Genomic DNA, 17,444 nt, shown 5'->3' on the forward strand with positions numbered 1-17,444 from the left:
ATAATAAATAGACATAAGTCAAATTAACATTGACGCAGATTTACATTCAATAAGGCTTATTCCTATTAATATTAAATTTATATTAAGTAAACAGCAAAATGTTATAGAAATTTCTGGCTACTCATTCAGGGTATTTGATACCTCTGCTATGCCCGCAGAGCTGGCTATACTTGAACCTGAGCACTGAAACGCCCATTTATTCAGGTCCGTTTATTACATATCACCCGACAGATTCAGTTTTACTGCCTGCATCTTTTTATGCACCAGCTCTCCGGCAGGGTTGTCACAGCGCAACATCACGTTCACGCATCAGGTTTTGCCAGCCTGTGCCGATAACCTGAACATACTTTTGTAATGTCATTTTAACTGGCGTATTAAGCCTATGATAGCGAAGACCTCTCTTGTCGATTCTCCCACACGCGGGCAAATGCGTGGTCTGATCCGTCAGCCTATGATGATGATGGTACTGCTGATCCTGCTGGCATTTGCCGGGGCGTTTATCAGCCTGATATTTATCGCCAGCGATTTAAACCGCCAATCCGATCGCCAGCAATCTTTGCTGCTGGATAAAGCGCTTCAGACGCGGCAGGCGGTCATGCAGTTTCACCTCTCTGATAACGCCGAGTGGGGCGAGGCGTACCAGAATCTGCATCGTACGCTGAATCGCAGCTGGGCATGGGATAATCAGAATCTTGGCGCCTCGCTGTTTGATACCTTTGCCTATGAGGGGGTATTTGTTATCTCACCGCAGGATGAAACGCGCTACAGCGTAATCCGTGGGCAGCCGGAAGAGAGAACGCTCTCTCTCTGGCTGGGCGCCGATCCCCTGCCCCGGATTAAAACGCAGCTGCAGGCGAGCGCGGGTAAAGCGATCAGCGACTACGTGCTGGCAAAGGGGCAGCTCACACTCTACAGCGCGGCGTGGATCACCCCAGGAGGCGACCGCAGCGTAACGGCGCTGCCTGGTCCGCCTTCGCTGATGATTTTCACCGATCGCCTGACGCCACAGAAGCTGCTTACGCTGGGTCATGAGTATGGTATTCAGAACCTCCATCTGGATACCTCGCCTGCCGGCCAGCCAGCCTCTCCCGCTCTGCTGCTCTCCGTGGGTGACAAGCGCGTTGCGCTGGTCTGGCGCAGCGCAAATCCTGGCGGCGCGCTGCTGACCGGATTGCTGCCTCTGCTGGTGCTGATTATGCTGCTCTCACTGTTTACCGCGCTGATGCTGATGCGCAGCGCGCTGCGTAAAGCGCAGCTTAATGATGAGAGCGCCTGGCTACTGGGACAGAGCCAGCTCGCCCTGAGCGCCAGCGAACGACGCTTCCGTGACATCGCCGAAACCACTACGGACTGGATCTGGGAAATGGACAGCCAGCTGCGCTTTGTCTGGATTTCAGGGCGGTTTCCGGTCGTCACCGGTTTTAGCAGTCAGGAGTGGATACAGCGTACGCTGGCGGATTTTCTGCTGGATTACGCGAAATATCGCAGCCGTCTGACGCTGTTTCAGCAATCCGGTGGTCAGTTGACGCTGACCGGTTGCCGCTACCGCTCCGCGCAGGGGCACGTGCGCTACTGTAACCTGACGCTGAAAGAGGTGATGCTGACCCAGGGCGTCAGCGGTTTCCGCGGCAGCGCTACGGATATCACGCTCGAGTATGAGGCGCAGGCGCGGGCGCACTACCTCTCCCATTTTGATGAGCTGACCGGGCTGGCTAACCGGGTGCAGATGCAGGAGTTTCTGACGGGCAAACTCAGCCTGCCGTCCGATCCGCAACATCGCCTGGCGATTATCATGATCGATCTGGATAAATTTAAGCCGGTCAACGATATCTACGGTCACACCGCAGGCGACAAAGTTCTGCATGAGGTATCGGACCGTATCCGCGCCTGTCTCGGCAGTCACGGACTGGCGGCACGCCTGGGGGGCGATGAGTTTGTGGCGATCCTGCCTGAAATGAACAGCCGCGATCGTATTATCGCGCTGTGTCAGCAGCTGATAGCGCGTATCAACGATGCGTTTGAGGTGTGTGACAACACGCTGCACATTGGCGCCAGTCTCGGCATTGCGCTGGCGCCGCAGGACGCCGATAACGCCAGCGATCTGCTGCGTTATGCCGATATCGCGCTGTATAAGGCGAAAAATAGCGGACGCAATCAGTGGGTCTTTTTCGATCGCGATATGGAAGAGAAGATTGTGCAGCGCCGCGAGCTGGAGCATGAGCTGCGCGATGCGATTAACAGCGAGCAGCTGGCGCTGGTTTACCAGGCGCGCTATGAGCTGGCAGCCGGACAGGTTACGGCAGTTGAGGCGCTGGTACGCTGGCAGCATCCGCGGCTGGGTCTGCTGATGCCCGATCAGTTCATCCCACTGGCGGAAGAGACCGGCCTGATTGGCGCGCTGAGCGACTGGGTGCTGCTGCGCGCCTGCAGCGATATTGTTAAGTTTGAGCCGACGCTGTCTGTGTCAGTTAATATTTCAGCGACGGAACTCCAGAATGATGCGCTGCCGTCACGTATTGCCCAGGTGCTGCAGCTCAGCGGCCTGCCCAATCACCGGCTGGAGATAGAAGTGACGGAAAACGCGCTGCTGAGCGATCCGGAGAAAACGCTGGCGACGATGCAGGCGGTTAAAGCGCTCGGCGTAAAATTCCTGATTGACGATTTCGGCACCGGTTACGCCTCGCTCTGCTATCTGCGCGCGTTTCCGTTTGATGGCCTCAAGATCGATAAATCGTTTATTTTCCCGCTGGGTGAATCCCCGCAGGCGCGTCAGGTAGTGGAAAATATGATTGGACTGGGTAAAGCCTATTCGCTGTCAGTTACGGCTGAAGGGGTGGAAACCCCCGGACATATGGCGCAGCTGCAGGCGCTCTCCTGCGACGCGGTACAGGGTTACTATATCGGACGTCCGGGTCCGCTGGCGCAGATTGCGATGGTGCTGCCGGAAGATAGTCCGGTATGGAAAAATGCGGCGGTCCCTCGCCAGCGACATTTATAGCGGTTTATGCGCCGTCTCTTTCGCTTTCCACAGAGCAAGCAGCGTGATCAGCAGCGCCAGCGACACGTAAAGTGATACCCAGAGCGTGCTGCCTGACTCACGATAAAGCGAGGTGATGATCAGCGGCGCGAAGCCGCCGCCGATGATACCGGCCAGCGTATAGGCGAGCGAAGAGCCGGCGTAGCGGACGTGGCCGGGAAACTGTTCGGTCACGAAAGCCGCCTGCGGACCATACATAATCGCATGGATCAGTAACCCGACGATTACCGCCAGCACAATCAGTACCGGCTGTGAGCTGTCGAGCAGAACAAAAAAGACAAAGCTCCAGATCACGCCCAGCAGTGCGCCAGCAATATAGACCGGGCGACGCCCCAGCCGATCGGATAAAGCACCAAACATCGGCACCGTAATCGCATTGCCGATGGCGCCGAGCATAGTCGCCAGCAGCGCTACCGGACGCGGCAGCTCCAGCACCGTGGTGACGTAGGTCAGCGTAAAGACCACCACCAGCGCATACAGCACGTCAGATCCGATGCGTGAACCACCGGCAATCAGCAGCGCGCGCGGATGATGAGTAAACACCTCTTTAAGCGGAGCCTGCGTGGTTTTATCTGCCTGTTTCATCGCTTTAAAGGTGGGGGTCTCATCCACGCCGCGGCGCAGCCACAGCCCAAACATCACCAGCAGCAGGCTGAGCAGGAAGGGTATACGCCAGCCCCATGCCTGAAACGCCTCGCCGCTCAGTGACAGGGTCACAAGCGTAATAAAGCCGGTGCCGATAAGCGTACCGCACGACGGCCCTACCTGCGCAAACGAGGCGTTACGCCCGCGCTTGCTGGCGTCACCATGCTCCATCGAGAGCAGTACCGCACCGGCCCATTCCCCGCCCAGCGCTATGCCCTGAATAAACCGCAGCGCGACCAACAGCACCGGACTCCAGATCCCCCAGCTGGCGTAGCCGGGCAGCATACCCATCAGCGCGGTCGTGACGCCCATGATAACCAGCGTAGTGACCAGCACCGCTTTGCGTCCGGCCACGTCGCCAAGATGCCCAAAGATAAAGCCACCTACCGGACGGGAGACATAGCCAACGGCATACGTTGAGAACGCCAGAATGGTGCCGACCAGCGGATCGAAGCTGGGGAAGAACACATGGTTAAACACCAGCGCCGCCATGATGTTATAGACGGTGAAATCGTACCACTCCAGCGCCGTACCGATAGAGCTGGCGGCTGCCAGCCGCCGGGTTTTGCTGGCGCCCGTAGCGGCAGCGTGTGCGACGTCAGGCTGCGAGACCTGTGACAGTGCAGAGTCATTATTGCTCATAGGAGATCTCCTGTCGGGTAAGCTGCCAGCTCAGCGCGTAGCGCTCTGCATCAGCATTGAAAGTGTGCGCGGCCATAGCAGCCAGCGTGACAGAGGCGGTTTCATCAGCGCAGTGCAGCAGCAGCATGGCGTGCATCGGACGATCGGCATCGGTTTCGCGCGGCAACGGCGTGCTGAGTGACACATCCGGCGTCAGCAGGCAGGAGGAGATATAGCCCGGCACCTGCGGCAGCTGCAGCTGCCACGCCTGCAGCGCCGTGCCTTCAGCGTCTGCGGGCAGGGTCAGAATAGCGAGATGCGCGCCCTGACCCCGGCCATGCCGGTGTGTCACTGCGCAAACCCTTCGCTTCGGATTAATCATCCGGTTGAGATTAGTGACTGACCATTCCGTCTGGCGCGTAAAGGCGGCGTGGTAGGCGGCGCTGGTAAAAGTCTCCAGCGATGCAGTTTCATAAAGCCCCAGATAGCGGCGCGCTGCCGCTACGGCACGATAACGCGTACCGCTGAGAAAGCCTTCGATGGCGACGCGCTCTTCAACATGTTCATGGTCATACCATTGGTTAAAATCAGCATCATCTTCGGGTGCCACACTGGTGGCGACAAACAGCATACCGTGGGGATTATTCATGATGTAAACCTCGTTGCAGGGCAGATTCGGCAGCAGCGGCCCAGCTAAGCAGCGCTGCATCCTGGTTGTGAACTGACGCCAGCATCAGGCCGGCAGGTGCCTCGCCGGGCGTATGGCAGGGCAGTGAAATGGCGCAGCCATCCAGCATGTTGATGACGCTGGTGTTGCGCAGCATCAGCAGGTTGACTTCGCGGTAGCGCTCTTCATCATCCAGTTCGGCAATGGTGGGTGCGATCAGCGGCACGGTGGGCATCAGCAGCGCGTCAAAGGGCAACAGGAAATCGCTGACCTGCTGCTGCCACGTCCGGCGCAGCTGATACAGCTGCTCCGCATCCTGCGCCGTCAGCGCGCTGCCGCGCCGGATCCGCAGCAGCACCTGCGGATCGTACTCTGCCGGGGCTCTCTCCACCCACGCCTGGTGCCACTGCCAGGCTTCATACGCGGTGATACCGCCGCGCGCGTTGAGGGTATCGAGCTCGTTCAGCAGAGGCATCGGCTGCTCTGTCAGCGTCGCACCCGCCTCGCGCAGTATCCTGAGCGCGCGCTGCCAGGCAGCGCTGACGCCCTCATCCAGACCGTCGAGCACGCGGGTTTGAGGAATAAGAAAATGTGCGTCAGCCAGACTGCGCGGCCCGAGCGTCAGCGGTGCATCGGCGATAACGCTGTCCAGCAGCCAGCAGCTCCGCACGTCATGAGCAATCGTCCCGATACTGTCGAGCGACGGTGCCAGCGGCAGCGTGCCCCGCTGGTCAATACGGCTGGCGCTGGGCTTAAAGCCGGTCAGACCGCAGAGTGCGGCCGGAATACGTACTGAGCCGCCGGTATCCGTGCCTGCGGAGCCGGCTGACATACCGTCCGCAACCGCGACCGCCGCACCGGATGATGAACCGCCCGGAATGCGTTTTTCCTGCCGCCGCCACGGGTTAGCTGGCGTGCCGTAATGCGGATTAATGCCCAGCCCGGAAAAGGCAAATTCCGTCATAGTGGTTTTGCCCACGATCACAGCGCCCGCCTGCAGCAGGCGCTGCACAATAGTGGCGTCAGCCGTCGCGTGCGGGAGGCCGGGCAGCCGCGATCCGGCGAGCGTGGGGGAGCCTGCAACGTCGAACAGATCTTTAATACTGACCGGCACGCCATCAAGTGGTGAGCGCGCCGCGCCGCGTGCCCGGCGCGCATCGGCAGCGATGGCCAGCTGCTGCGCCTGCTCCGCCCATACCTGAGTAAACGCGCGCGCGCCCTCGCCCTGCTCCGCCTGAATCGCCGCCAGCGCCTGTGCCGTCAGCGCCACCGATGTGGTTTCGCCCGCCTGCAGCTGCTGGCTTGCCTGCCATAAGGTTGTCATAAGGCGCGTCTCCATCAGGCAATAACCGGCAGAGTGGACAGCGAATAGCTGTGTTCCAGCGTGCGATTCAGCACCGGGTCGTGCAGCGCCATGCGAAACGCCGCGGCGGGACGAATACCGCCAATAGCCGATAATGTGCCGCAGGAGATCGCAAATCCCTCCTCTTCAGCCGTTTTACCTGAGAAGCGCGCAATCAGCTCCAGCGGAGAGAGGAGTGCATCAAGCGTGCCGGACTGGTAGGTGACCCAGTCGCCGTTTTCCATTATCCAGGCACGCAGCTCCAGCCGATCCCAGTGCGCGGCAACCTCCGCCATGCGCCACGCCTGCTGCGCGACTGGCTTCACACATACCTGTTTTGAGAGCGCCACGCTGAAGGTTTCCAGATGGCGATCGGTGTGGTCAGAGATAAGCGAAACCCAGCACTCTCCCTGGTGAAAAAAGACAAACGGCTCAGCTTCCCCTGACGTCTGCTCTCCCACCACATCCACGTTCGCCTGCTGGCTCAGCAGCCCTGGCGTGGCGCGATAGAACAGCGGTACTGCACCAGGAGCGGGCACGCCCAGCGCCTCCAGCTCACGGATATGGTGCAATACGGCTTCCCGATCGCGCCCGGCCCAGCCCGCAATGACCAGTCGGTTGATGGTGACGTCCAGCGACAGGGGCGGGTTTTCCTGCGTGTTGAAACGTAGCTGCATGGTCGGTTCTCCTGACTTGAAATGATTGTGAAATTTCACTGTGATTTCAAAGTAGCCATTTTCATGCCAGGTTTTTGTGTAATATGTCTCAGTACCCAAAAAAGGATGTGCGCAATGAGTGATGTAATGGCTGAAAATGTGAACCCGCAGGCGGAGGGAAAGACGCTTTCATTAAATGAGCGCGCCTATCTGGCGTTTAAACATCGCCTGATCACGCTGCGCTATAAACCCGGCGACTATCTGAACACGGCGCAGGTGATGGAAGATCTGCAGATGGGCCGCACGCCGGTTAATCAGGCGGTGCACCGGCTGGCGACGGAGGGCCTGCTGCAGATCATTCCCCGTAAAGGTGTGATGGTTTCGCCGCTCTCTATTGATGATGCGCTTGAACTGATTGAGGTCAGGCTGGTGAATGAAGCGCTATGCGTCAGGCTGGCCGCGGCGCGCATCAGTGACGCGCAGATTGCTACGTTGCGTCAGCTCAATCAGCAAATCGCACATGCCGGTGCGGCGCATGAAAGAGAGACGATGATGCTGCTGGATCGGGAATTTCATCAGGGGCTGGCGGAGATTGCCGGAAACCGGCGTCTGACCGACATTCTGAGCATTATTCATGCTCAGGCACAGCGCTTCTGGGCAACCACGCTCTCCAGCGTCCGGCATATGGAAGAGGTGATCGCCGAGCATGAAGCGATCATCCTGGCGCTGGAGCAAGGTGACGTGCAACAGGCGGAAGCGGCGACGCGGGTACATATTCTCTCTTTCCGTCAGGCGCTGCTTAATCACTGAGTCGCGCGGGATAGCCAGGGACCTGCAGCCAGGGATTCACGCCGGATAAGCGTGCCGGTGTGCGGCGCGCCTGGCCTGATATCGCCGCCGTCAAGCATGGCGACCAGACGGGCGATGGTTTCATGGATCATCTCTGTCACCGGCATTTTCACGCTCGACAGCGCAGGAAGGGTATAGGGTGCCAGTGGAATATCATCAAATCCCACCACCGCCACCTGCTGCGGCACGGCAATCCCCCGGACGGCCAGCGCCCTGAGTGCGCCAATCGCCATTTCATCATTACTTGCCACCACCGCGCTGAAGCGGACGTGCTGCGTCAGCAGCTGCTCAATAGCCATGACGCCCTGTTCCGCCTGCCAGCGCCCTTCCACCACCCGAGCCGAATCGAACGCAATGCCATGCTTCGCCAGCGCCGTCTGATAGCCCGCCAGACGCTCGCGTCCGGTAGGCGAATCAAGCGATCCGGTGATAAACGCAATCTCGCGATGCCCCAGCAGAATAAGCTGCTCAACGACTGCCGCGCTGGTGGCGTGCTGATCGGCAAAAATGCAGTAGCTGGTATGCTGACGCAGGCGACGGTTGATGACCAAAATCGGATGCCGGTGCTGAGCAATAATGCTGTCCATCTCTTCAATGGAAAGAAAGCGCGGATAGATGATGACGCCATCGCAGCGCAGATCGAGCAAAAACTCAATGGCGGCCCGCTCTTCTGCCGCGCTGTGTTTGCCGTCCACCAGCAGCAGCTGGCGCCCCTGCTGTTCAAGCATGCGCGCTGAATGCTGCATCATCTCGGTAAAGTAGCTGCCGCTATAGAGCGTATTGGTAATGACCAGCCCGATTGTCTGGCTGGAGCGCGTCGCCAGATTGCGCGCCAGCAGATTGGGCCGGAAGCCGGTTTCAGCGATGGCCGCATACACTTTTTCCCGCGTATCCTGGCTGACATAGCCGTTACCTGACAGAACACGTGACACTGTCGCTTTTGAGACACCCGCGCGTTTCGCTACTTCGGTGATAGTGGTCATAATCTGCCTGTTTAAGCTCTCCTGCGCTGAGTTTACCTAAGTATCGGGACAGGCAAAGAAATTTATCTTTTGTCCCGCCGGGCGAGATCCGATCTGCGTCACAATTGCAGATATTAAATTTTAATTCTCTTGCCTGAACATAATGCACATCTCATGATTTTGTGAAACCGGTTTCTCATGAATAAAAAACAGGCAGCCTGCTGCCGGACAATCTTACCCTGAAAACTGAGACAGAAATCATGGCGAATAAATATGCAGACGCCGCCCGCTCCATTGTTGCTGCGCTTGGCGGCCTGGAGAACGTTACGGCGGTGACCCACTGTATGACGCGACTGCGTTTTGTGGTGCACGCACGCGAAAAGATTAATGATGCCGCGCTAAAAGCGATCCCGGGCGTAATGGGTGTGGTCTATACCGACACACAGTGTCAGGTGATCATTGGCAATGACGTAAACCTCGCTTACCAGGCGGTGCAGCAGCTCGGCACGCCCGGCGCTTCTGCCACCGCAGCCGCGCCGGCGCGGAAAATCACGCTGCGCCGCATCGGAGCCGGCATTCTTGATGCACTGGTGGGCACGATGTCACCGCTAATCCCGGCTATCATCGGTGGCTCAATGGTTAAGCTGCTGGCGATGATGCTGGAGATGGGTGGCGTGCTGGAGAAAGGCAGTTCAACGCTGATCATTCTCAACGTTATCGGCGACGGCGCTTTCTTTTTCCTGCCGGTGATGGTTGCGGCTTCAGCCGCGCTTAAATTTAATACCAATATGTCGCTGGCGATCGCCATTGCCGGAGTGCTGGTACACCCCAATTTTATCGACCTGATGGCGAAAGCCGCGCAGGGCCAGACGGTGGAGTTCGCGTTTATTCCGGTAACGGCGGTGAAATATACCTATACCGTGATCCCCGCGCTGGTGATGACCTGGATCCTCTCCTGGATCGAACGCTGGGTTGATCGCATCACCCCTGCCGTGACGAAAAATTTCCTCAAGCCGATGCTGATCGTCCTGCTGGCCGCGCCGGTAGCCATTCTGCTTGTCGGGCCGCTGGGGATCTGGATCGGCAGCGGCATCTCTGCGCTGGTCTACACCATTCACGGCTATCTGGGCTGGCTCTCAGTCGCCATTATGGGCGCACTCTGGCCGCTGCTGGTGATGACCGGTATGCACCGCGTTTTTACCCCTACTATCATTCAGACCATCGCTGAAACCGGCAAAGAGGGCATGGTGATGCCGTCAGAAATTGGTGCCAACCTTTCGCTTGGCGGCGCGTCGCTGGCAGTCGCGTTTAAAACCAAAAACCCGGAGCTGCGTCAGACCGCTTTTGCCGCCGCCGCCTCTGCCATTGTCGCCGGTATTTCCGAGCCGGCGCTGTACGGTGTGGCCGTGCGGCTGCGCCGTCCGCTGATCGCCAGTCTGATCAGCGGTTTTATCTGCGGCGCGGTGGCCGGCATCGGCGGACTCGCCAGCCACTCTATGGCCTCACCGGGCCTGTTTACCAGCGTCCAGTTTTTTGATCCTGCTAACCCCATGAGCATTGTCTGGGTGGGCGGCGTTATGGTGCTTTCCGTGGTGGTTTCATTTGTGCTGACGCTGCTGCTCGGCTTTGAGGATATTCCTGTTACCACACCAGCAGAAAAGCCGCAGCCGGCCACCGGCAATGTTGCCATCCCTACCCGTTAATGATTGAGGTTTTTTATGTCTGACACGCCATTCCCGGCCGGTTTTTTATGGGGCGGCGCTTTAGCCGCCAACCAGTCTGAAGGAAGTTACCTGGCCGATGGTAAAGGGCTGACCACGGTGGATATGATCCCGCACGGCGCTAACCGTATGGCGGTTAAGCTGGGGCTGGAGAAGCGGTTTACGCTGCGCGAAGAGGAGTTCTATCCCAGCCATGACGCTATCGATTTTTATCATCGCTATAAAGAAGATATCGCGCTGATGGCAGAGATGGGCTTTACCGTTTTTCGTACCTCTATCGCCTGGAGCCGGCTCTTTCCTGACGGCGATGAGCTGACGCCGAATGCGGACGGGATCGCTTTTTATCATAAAGTATTCACCGAGTGCCGAAAATATGGCATTGAGCCACTGGTTACGCTCTCTCACTTTGATGTGCCAATGCATCTGGTCATTGAATATGGCTCATGGCGCAATCGTAAAATGATCGATTTCTTTGCGCGGTACGCGCGAACCTGCTTTGAAGCGTTTGATGGCCTGGTGAAGTACTGGCTGACCTTCAATGAGATCAATATCCTGCTGCACAGTCCCTTCTCAGGCGCTGGCCTGGTATTTGAACCCGGCGAGAATCATGAGCAGGTGAAGTATCAGGCGGCGCATCATGAACTGGTCGCCAGCGCGCTGGTGACAAAGATTGCGCATGAGGTTAATCCGCAGAACCAGGTGGGCTGTATGCTGGCGGGCGGTAACTTTTATCCATGGTCGTGCAAGCCAGAGGATGTCTGGGCCGCGCTGCAGAAAGATCGTGAAAACCTGTTCTTTATTGATGTTCAGGCTCGCGGAGCCTACCCTGCCTACAGCGCACGACTGTTCCGTGAAAAAGGCGTAACCCTTGAAATAACGGATGAAGACGCAGCCATTCTGCGTCACACGGTAGATTTTATCTCCTTCAGCTATTACGCCTCGCGCTGCGCCTCGGCAGAGATGAATGAGCAGAACAGCAGCGCCGCCAACGTTGTTAAATCGCTGACCAACCCGCACATTGCGCGCAGCGCCTGGGGCTGGGGAATCGATCCGCTGGGCCTGCGCATCACCATGAATATGATGTATGACCGTTATCAGAAGCCGCTGTTTCTGGTGGAGAATGGCCTCGGCGCACGTGATGAGCTTACCGCCGCCGGTGAAATTCATGACGACTACCGCATCAGCTATCTGCAGCAGCATATTGAGGCTATGGCAGAGGCTATCGCCGATGGCATACCGGTGATGGGCTACACCACCTGGGGCTGTATCGATCTGGTCGCCGCTTCTACAGGTGAGATGAGTAAGCGTTATGGCCTGGTCTACGTTGATCGGGATGACATGGGCAACGGCACCCTGCAGCGCACGCGCAAAAAATCCTTCTGGTGGTATAAAAAAGTCATTGCCAGTAACGGACGCGACCTCAGTTCTGAGTAATATTTTGCCACTTCTGTCGTCACGGCTGCGGGCGGCTGATGTGTATTGATACGGAAGAATGGTACTATCCCGGCTTTACTGACCAGGAAGAGTGCCATGCAGATAAAAGGATTTCCTGCCCCGTATTCAAAAGGATCCTGCCTTTGGCTGTGCTGCGCACTGCCTGCGCTGCTGGTGCTGCTTAGCTGGCCGATGGCATACGCCGCTGAGCATACTGCCGCTGACAATCGCGCTAACCGCATTGTCAGCGGTATCCTGAGTTTTACCCGCTGGCCACCTCGGGTGCAGGTGCCGCAGCTCTGCATCCTGGCCTCCGCCCGACACCTCACGCTTTCATCAGCCGACGCGCCGCCTGCCACGCCGTTCAGCGTCGTGCGCGCTGACAGCGCTGGCAGGTTATCCGCGCTGCACTGCGACGCGGTCTATTTCGGCACGGAAACTCCGGCTCAGCAGCACGCTGCTCTGGCAGCAATGCCTGATAAAGCGGTGCTCAGCATGGCGGAAAATAACCCTGACTGCGCAACCGGCGCCACTTTCTGTATGATTTTTGGTGAGGAACGTACCCGTTTTTCGGTGAATCTCGATTCACTGGCACGCAGCGGCGTCAAAGTCAGTCCCGATGTGCTGATGCTGTCGCGTAAAGAGAACCAATAAGATGAAATTTTTACTGAGAAAACGTCAGGGTTCATCACTGCGCGGTCGCCTGCGCCGCATCAGCACCATAAATGCGGCGGTGATCCTGCTGCTGTGCTGGCTGCTGATGACCTCGACCTCTCTCTACTTTATTAAGCGTTACGAAAACCGCAATCTGGCGCTGACGGCAACCACGCTGAGCACCAGTCTTACTGCGGCAACGGTATTTGAAGACAGCTATGATGCGCACAGTAAGATTGCCATGCTGGGTGACAAAGGGATGTTTGCGTCGGCGCAGCTGGTCACCGCCAGCCATACCGTACTGGTTGACTGGGTCAACCGCCGCGAGCACAGCGGCTTCTATGAAAAACAGCTGCGGCAGTGGATCTACGCCAGCCCGATTACCGTGGAGATACAGCACGCGGGCACGCGGGCCGGCAGCCTGACGCTGGCCGGAACGGTGAACGGCGCCAGCGAATTTATCCACTACTCCATCCTGATCCTGACCTGCGGTATGCTGTGCGTGCTGGTGATCTCTTTTATGCTGAGTGAGTTCCTGCATCGCGGCATTCTGCTCTCCATGCGCACTATCACGCGCGCGATTCACTATGTGATCCGCACCGGTGATTTTGCTCAGCGCGTGCCGCCTGAGCCGATCAATGAGTTTCAGCTGCTCTCCAGCGATCTGAACGCGCTGCTGAGTGAGATGCAGACGCTGAAAGCATCGCTGCTGCGCGATAACCGTTCGCTGGCAGAAAAAGCGCTGACGGATCCGCTTACCGGTCTGGCGAACCGTTCTGCTTTTGTGGCGCGGCTGGCGCAATTGCTCGATCGTCCGTTAACGCCGCCGCGCTTTGCGCTGCTGTTTCTGGATGGTGACCGCTTTAAATACATTAATGACAGCTGGGGACACGCTGCCGGGGATGAAGTGCTGAAAGCAACCGGCGAACGCCTGGCCGCCCTGGTCTCTGAAGGCGATCTGGTTGCACGCATGGGCGGCGATGAGTTTGCGATTGTCCACACCAGCCGCACTACGCCTGCCCGGCTGCAGGCGCTCCGGGATGCCATACAGCATGCGGTACGCCAGCCTATCGCGCTCAGTGAAGACCGCACTATTACCACCTCAGTCACCATCGGCTACGCCTGGGCGCACTCTGGCGACAGCGTGGCCTCACTGCTGGAGCGGGCAGATTTGCATATGTATAAAAACAAAAAACTGAATAAGGATCGGCTGTGAAAATCTATGGTTGCCTGATGGCGCTGATACTCACCTGCGCGGGCTGCCAGTCCGGCGGCTTTACCCGTGCCCAGGTTGCAGCGCTGCAGCAGGAGGGCTTTAGTCAGAACAGCGAAGGCTGGGGGCTGGGATTACCCAACCGCATCCTGTTTGGCATTAATGAGTCAGACCTTACCGCGGCCAGTAAACAGCGCATCGCCTCCACGGCAAGCCTGCTGGCAGCTACCGGTATTACGCATCTGCGCATTGATGGTCATACCGATAACTACGGTGAAGCGGGCTATAATCAGCAGCTTTCACTTAAACGCGCCAATGCCGTCGCGCAGCAGTGGGCCGCCGGCAGCGGCGTCCCGCGCGCGAATATTGTGACGCGCGGGCTGGGTATGCGGGTGCCGGTTGCCAGCAACAGTACCTCGCAGGGGCGTGCGCAGAACCGCCGCGTCGCTATTGTGATCACAGCGCCGTAGCGTGACCACCGCGCTCCAGCGCATAGAAATAGAGCCGGTCGCGGGCGAGGTTTTTCATTTTGACTTCGCACATGATATCGAACCGGTCAAACGAGAGCGCCCAGTCGTTTAGCGTCTGATTAAAGAAGTAGTCCGAATGCGCGCGCAGCTTCATTTTGGAGGCTGCCAGCGCGTTCTGATCGGGAAAACCGCTATCGGGGATCAATCCTTCCTGCGCAATCGAGTAGTGCAGTACCGGACGCACGCCGCGCCAGGAGTCGATAATCTGTGCAATCCGGCCATCGTCAGGTTTGATAAAGGCATTCTCTTTTACCCAGTGATGGTGAATATCCAGCACCACCGCGCACAGCTCGCGCGCCTGAAGCACATCATCCAGCGCGCAGGAAACCTCATCATTCTCTACCGTGAGCATATTACGCGCCTCAGGGCTGAGCCGCATAAACGCATCGCGAAAACCAGCAAACCCCTTTTTGCCGTTCATATGGATATTGATTTTAAAATCCTGAAAACGCTGTCCATAGCCCATCAGAACGGCACAGGTGGCATGATATTCAACATCCTCAATTGCACGCTCCACCACCCCCTCATTATCAGACGCCAGCACGGTATATTGTCCGGGATGAAACGAGAGCCGAATATTGCTGGCGCGCGCCAGTTCGCCACAGCGGGCAAACAGCGGCGCCAGCTCCGGCATCGCCTCGCGGTAGAGTGGCGTAGCCTGCGGAACGGTATAGAGCGGCAGCAGATCGCTGCCGATACGCATCATGCGCAGTGCATCAGGCAGCGTGGCGAGCTGTTCCAGCAGAGCATGAAGATTGGTGAGGTTAGTACGGGCCAGCCCAATTAGCAGCGTGGCGGCGGCATCACCCTGCATGCCCAGAAAGCGGGTACGGGTGGTGCTTTTGAATGGAAAAGGCTGCTTCGCCTCATGATCGAAATACTTACACGCAAAACCCAGTTTCATAGAATTCCCCTTAACAGCAGCTAGTGAGTCTAGCTCTCAGACAGGAATGCGCGAGGCGGAGAGAAAAGAAAACGGGCAGCTGCATGGTCGCAGCTGCCCGGAGGGTTACATCTCGGGGAAGGTCAGATTACTGCCCGGTGCCTCACGATGCAGATGGATAAAGTTCAGGTGGCGTTCATACTGATCGAGAATATCGATAATCACCTGCTCCTTGTTATAGTCCATCAGATCGTTGCCCTGGCTACCCTCCAGTAAAAATGTCTCCAGACGGTAATAGTGCGATTTACCGCTGCGGGCGCGGTAGGTAAAGCCGGGAATCGAATATTGCTGCGGCCAGACCTGATACATGAAGCTTTGCTCTTCACCGAGATCCACACGCAGCTCAAGGTGACCCAGCGCCTGTCCCTCTTCAGCCGGCATTTTCTCCAGCATGACGCGCGCCCCGCGCAGCTCCAGCTCTTTCGCCACATCTTCCATCGCCGGATAGATAACGGTCTCCATCATGCGCTGCGTATAGCGCGTGCCCGGATAGTTCATCAGGCGCGACAGCCGCTTCTTCCAGCTCAGGCGATCGCTGCTTGAGGGAATATAAGGCGCGGTTTCACGCACGGCGCTGGCGCGACGATGATCTTCCACTTTCAGCGACTTCCACAGGCCGGCCATCACAAAGAAGATCACAAAGCTAAACGGCAGCCCCATGATGACCGTGGTGTTCTGCAGTGCAGAAATACCGTTGGTCATCAGCATACCCATAGTCAGCACCCCGATCGCGATTGACCAGAAGATACGCAGCCAGTTAGGCGCATCGCTATTGATATCCTTGAGCTTTGAGGTGAAGTTACCCAGTACCAGCGAACCGGAATCCGCTGAGGTCACGTAGAAGAGCATCCCGGTAATGGTCGCCACCGACGCGCTGAGCTTAAACGCCGGATATTGCGCCAGCAGGCTGTAAAAGCCGCGTTCAGCATGCGCCATCACTTCCTGCGCAAAGCCGGCATCGCCGTGAATAATTTCATACAGCGAGGCGTTACCAAAGACAGAAAGCCACAGCAGGGTAAACGTAAAGGGAATGATCAGCGTGCCAAGCACGAACTGGCGAATGGTGCGGCCGCGTGAGATACGCGCCAGGAACAGGCCAACAAACGGCGACCAGGCGACCCACCACGCCCAGAAAAACAGCGTCCAGCTATTCATCCACTGGGTCGGACGATCGAACGCAAACGTGTTCAGCGTCATGCCCATAAAGCGATTGATATAGTCGCCAACGTTCAGCACCAGCGCGTTCAGCAGGAAGTCCGTTTTGCCCATAAACAGCACAAACAGGATCAGGCCGAGCGCCAGCGCCACGTTCAGCTCAGACAGGATCCGGATACCTTTGTCGACGCCCGAGGTGACGGAGATCGTCGCAATGATCACCGACAGGACAATCAGCGCCATCTGCGCGGTCAGCCCTTCAGGAACATCAAACAGCACCTTCAGGCCGTAATTCAGCTGTACGACGCCGATACCCAGCGTGGTAGCGATACCAAAAATGGTGCCGACTACCGCAGCAATATCCACGGTATGGCCAATCGGTCCGTTGATGCGTTTACCAAAGATCGGATAGAGCGCAGAGCGAATGGTGAGCGGCAGATTATAGCGGTAGCTGAAGTAGCCGAGCGCAATCCCCATCAGTGCGTACATTGACCAGCCGGTCAGCCCGTAGTGAAACAGCGTCCAGACCATCGCCTGACGCGCCGCTTCCATGGTTTGTCCGGCCCCCTCCGGCGGCTGCATATATTGCGACACCGGCTCTGCAACGGAGAAAAACATCAAATCGATCCCGATACCGGCGGCAAACAGCATCGCCGACCAGCTCAGCAGGCTGAACTCCGGTTTGGACTGCTCCGGCCCGAGCTTAATCGCGCCATAGCGCGAGCAGGCCATATAGACCACAAAAACGATATAGAGCGTGGCGGCCAGCATGTAATACCAGCCAAACGTGGTTGAGACCCAGTTTACCGCTGTCTGGATCCAGGCGCCCGCAAGGTCGCTATAGAGAATGGTGACAAGTGAAAATGTCAGAATCAGTCCGGCCGAGGTGAAGAACACCACGGGATTAATTCTGTCCTTTTCACTGGCAGGTGGATTAATCATCGATAACCTCTGGTTAATTTCCTGTAACTACTCAATAAATTGATGCGATCAGTGTGGCTGATCTTGTTGTTGT

The 17,444-nt window shown here is 57.6% G+C and carries 14 protein-coding genes; 7 read left to right on the forward strand and 7 right to left on the reverse strand.

All coding sequences use genetic code 11. The annotated features are described in order from the left end of the window. Positions 1 to 427 precede the first annotated feature (427 nt). Positions 428 to 2,998 (forward strand): EAL domain-containing protein, encoded by a 2,571-nt coding sequence (locus FS690_RS11925; protein ID WP_255471491.1) that lies wholly within the window; start codon positions 428 to 430, stop codon positions 2,996 to 2,998. Here the strand turns inward: FS690_RS11925 and FS690_RS11930 are convergent. Genes FS690_RS11930 through FS690_RS11945 form a run of 4 tightly spaced genes read right to left on the reverse strand, consistent with a single transcriptional unit; the run spans position 2,993 to position 6,989 of the window. Further along, entirely contained in the window at positions 2,993 to 4,324 is a 1,332-nt protein-coding gene (locus FS690_RS11930; protein WP_094111616.1) for an MFS transporter, read from the reverse strand. The two genes, FS690_RS11925 and FS690_RS11930, sit on opposite strands and share 6 nt — an antisense overlap. Next, positions 4,314 to 4,952: a DUF4286 family protein gene (locus FS690_RS11935; protein ID WP_108569841.1), complete on the reverse strand. Its 639-nt coding sequence runs from the start codon at positions 4,950 to 4,952 to the stop codon at positions 4,314 to 4,316. Before FS690_RS11935 ends, FS690_RS11930 begins: the two co-directional genes overlap by 11 nt. Beyond that, positions 4,945 to 6,294: an amidase gene (locus tag FS690_RS11940; protein ID WP_108569898.1), complete on the reverse strand. Its 1,350-nt coding sequence runs from the start codon at positions 6,292 to 6,294 to the stop codon at positions 4,945 to 4,947. The genes FS690_RS11935 and FS690_RS11940 overlap by 8 nt, the downstream gene beginning before the upstream one ends. Before the next feature lie 14 nt (positions 6,295 to 6,308). Next, entirely contained in the window at positions 6,309 to 6,989 is a 681-nt protein-coding gene (locus tag FS690_RS11945) for a DUF2848 domain-containing protein (RefSeq protein WP_071668361.1), read from the reverse strand. Positions 6,990 to 7,103: 114 nt separating this feature from the next. Here FS690_RS11945 and FS690_RS11950 point away from each other — a divergent pair, with 114 nt between their 5' ends. After that, the gene (locus tag FS690_RS11950; RefSeq protein ID WP_071668362.1) at positions 7,104 to 7,778 is read left to right on the forward strand and encodes a GntR family transcriptional regulator; all 675 of its coding nucleotides are present in this window, start codon (positions 7,104 to 7,106) and stop codon (positions 7,776 to 7,778) included. On the opposite strand, the gene FS690_RS11955 is transcribed toward FS690_RS11950, so the two are convergent. Continuing rightward, complete coding sequence (locus tag FS690_RS11955; RefSeq protein WP_071668363.1) at positions 7,772 to 8,800, reverse strand: LacI family DNA-binding transcriptional regulator; 1,029 nt, start codon at positions 8,798 to 8,800, stop codon at positions 7,772 to 7,774. The genes FS690_RS11950 and FS690_RS11955 overlap by 7 nt on opposite strands. Before the next feature lie 239 nt (positions 8,801 to 9,039). Here FS690_RS11955 and ascF point away from each other — a divergent pair, with 239 nt between their 5' ends. From ascF to FS690_RS11980, 5 genes are all read left to right on the forward strand, one after another. Next, positions 9,040 to 10,482, forward strand: a complete 1,443-nt coding sequence (ascF, locus tag FS690_RS11960; RefSeq protein WP_040113527.1) for a PTS cellobiose/arbutin/salicin transporter subunit IIBC — start codon at positions 9,040 to 9,042, stop codon at positions 10,480 to 10,482. Between the two features lie 15 nt (positions 10,483 to 10,497). After that, positions 10,498 to 11,934 carry a 6-phospho-beta-glucosidase gene (locus FS690_RS11965; RefSeq protein ID WP_071668364.1) on the forward strand — a complete coding sequence of 479 codons (1,437 nt, stop codon included), beginning with the start codon at positions 10,498 to 10,500 and terminating at the stop codon, positions 11,932 to 11,934. A 96-nt stretch (positions 11,935 to 12,030) separates the two neighbouring features. Next, entirely contained in the window at positions 12,031 to 12,588 is a 558-nt protein-coding gene (locus FS690_RS11970; protein ID WP_071668365.1) for a YfiR family protein, read from the forward strand. Between the two features lies 1 nt (position 12,589). Continuing rightward, positions 12,590 to 13,804, forward strand: coding sequence for a diguanylate cyclase domain-containing protein (locus tag FS690_RS11975; protein WP_145339667.1), 1,215 nt, complete (start codon positions 12,590 to 12,592; stop codon positions 13,802 to 13,804). A gap of 17 nt (positions 13,805 to 13,821) precedes the next feature. Further along, positions 13,822 to 14,271, forward strand: coding sequence for an OmpA family protein (locus FS690_RS11980; RefSeq protein ID WP_040113887.1), 450 nt, complete (start codon positions 13,822 to 13,824; stop codon positions 14,269 to 14,271). Here FS690_RS11980 and FS690_RS11985 read toward each other — a convergent pair. Further along, positions 14,258 to 15,235: a UV damage endonuclease UvsE gene (locus FS690_RS11985; RefSeq protein ID WP_145339668.1), complete on the reverse strand. Its 978-nt coding sequence runs from the start codon at positions 15,233 to 15,235 to the stop codon at positions 14,258 to 14,260. The two genes, FS690_RS11980 and FS690_RS11985, sit on opposite strands and share 14 nt — an antisense overlap. Before the next feature lie 105 nt (positions 15,236 to 15,340). Further along, positions 15,341 to 17,371: a choline transporter gene (locus FS690_RS11990; protein ID WP_145339669.1), complete on the reverse strand. Its 2,031-nt coding sequence runs from the start codon at positions 17,369 to 17,371 to the stop codon at positions 15,341 to 15,343. Positions 17,372 to 17,444 lie beyond the last annotated feature (73 nt).

Source organism: Pantoea sp. PSNIH1 (assembly GCF_007680655.1).
GTDB lineage: Bacteria > Pseudomonadota > Gammaproteobacteria > Enterobacterales > Enterobacteriaceae > Pantoea > Pantoea eucrina.

Bases quoted from the DNA above. Each gene is read 5' to 3' on its own strand.
- FS690_RS11925 (WP_255471491.1), top strand. From the start codon at position 428: ATGCGTGGTCTGATCCGTCAGCCTATGATGATGATGGTACTGCTGATC.
- FS690_RS11930 (WP_094111616.1), bottom strand. From the start codon at position 4,324: ATGAGCAATAATGACTCTGCACTGTCACAGGTCTCGCAGCCTGACGTC.
- FS690_RS11935 (WP_108569841.1), bottom strand. From the start codon at position 4,952: ATGAATAATCCCCACGGTATGCTGTTTGTCGCCACCAGTGTGGCACCC.
- FS690_RS11940 (WP_108569898.1), bottom strand. From the start codon at position 6,294: ATGACAACCTTATGGCAGGCAAGCCAGCAGCTGCAGGCGGGCGAAACC.
- FS690_RS11945 (WP_071668361.1), bottom strand. From the start codon at position 6,989: ATGCAGCTACGTTTCAACACGCAGGAAAACCCGCCCCTGTCGCTGGAC.
- FS690_RS11950 (WP_071668362.1), top strand. From the start codon at position 7,104: ATGAGTGATGTAATGGCTGAAAATGTGAACCCGCAGGCGGAGGGAAAG.
- FS690_RS11955 (WP_071668363.1), bottom strand. From the start codon at position 8,800: ATGACCACTATCACCGAAGTAGCGAAACGCGCGGGTGTCTCAAAAGCG.
- ascF (WP_040113527.1), top strand. From the start codon at position 9,040: ATGGCGAATAAATATGCAGACGCCGCCCGCTCCATTGTTGCTGCGCTT.
- FS690_RS11965 (WP_071668364.1), top strand. From the start codon at position 10,498: ATGTCTGACACGCCATTCCCGGCCGGTTTTTTATGGGGCGGCGCTTTA.
- FS690_RS11970 (WP_071668365.1), top strand. From the start codon at position 12,031: ATGCAGATAAAAGGATTTCCTGCCCCGTATTCAAAAGGATCCTGCCTT.
- FS690_RS11975 (WP_145339667.1), top strand. From the start codon at position 12,590: ATGAAATTTTTACTGAGAAAACGTCAGGGTTCATCACTGCGCGGTCGC.
- FS690_RS11980 (WP_040113887.1), top strand. From the start codon at position 13,822: ATGGCGCTGATACTCACCTGCGCGGGCTGCCAGTCCGGCGGCTTTACC.
- FS690_RS11985 (WP_145339668.1), bottom strand. From the start codon at position 15,235: ATGAAACTGGGTTTTGCGTGTAAGTATTTCGATCATGAGGCGAAGCAG.
- FS690_RS11990 (WP_145339669.1), bottom strand. From the start codon at position 17,371: ATGATTAATCCACCTGCCAGTGAAAAGGACAGAATTAATCCCGTGGTG.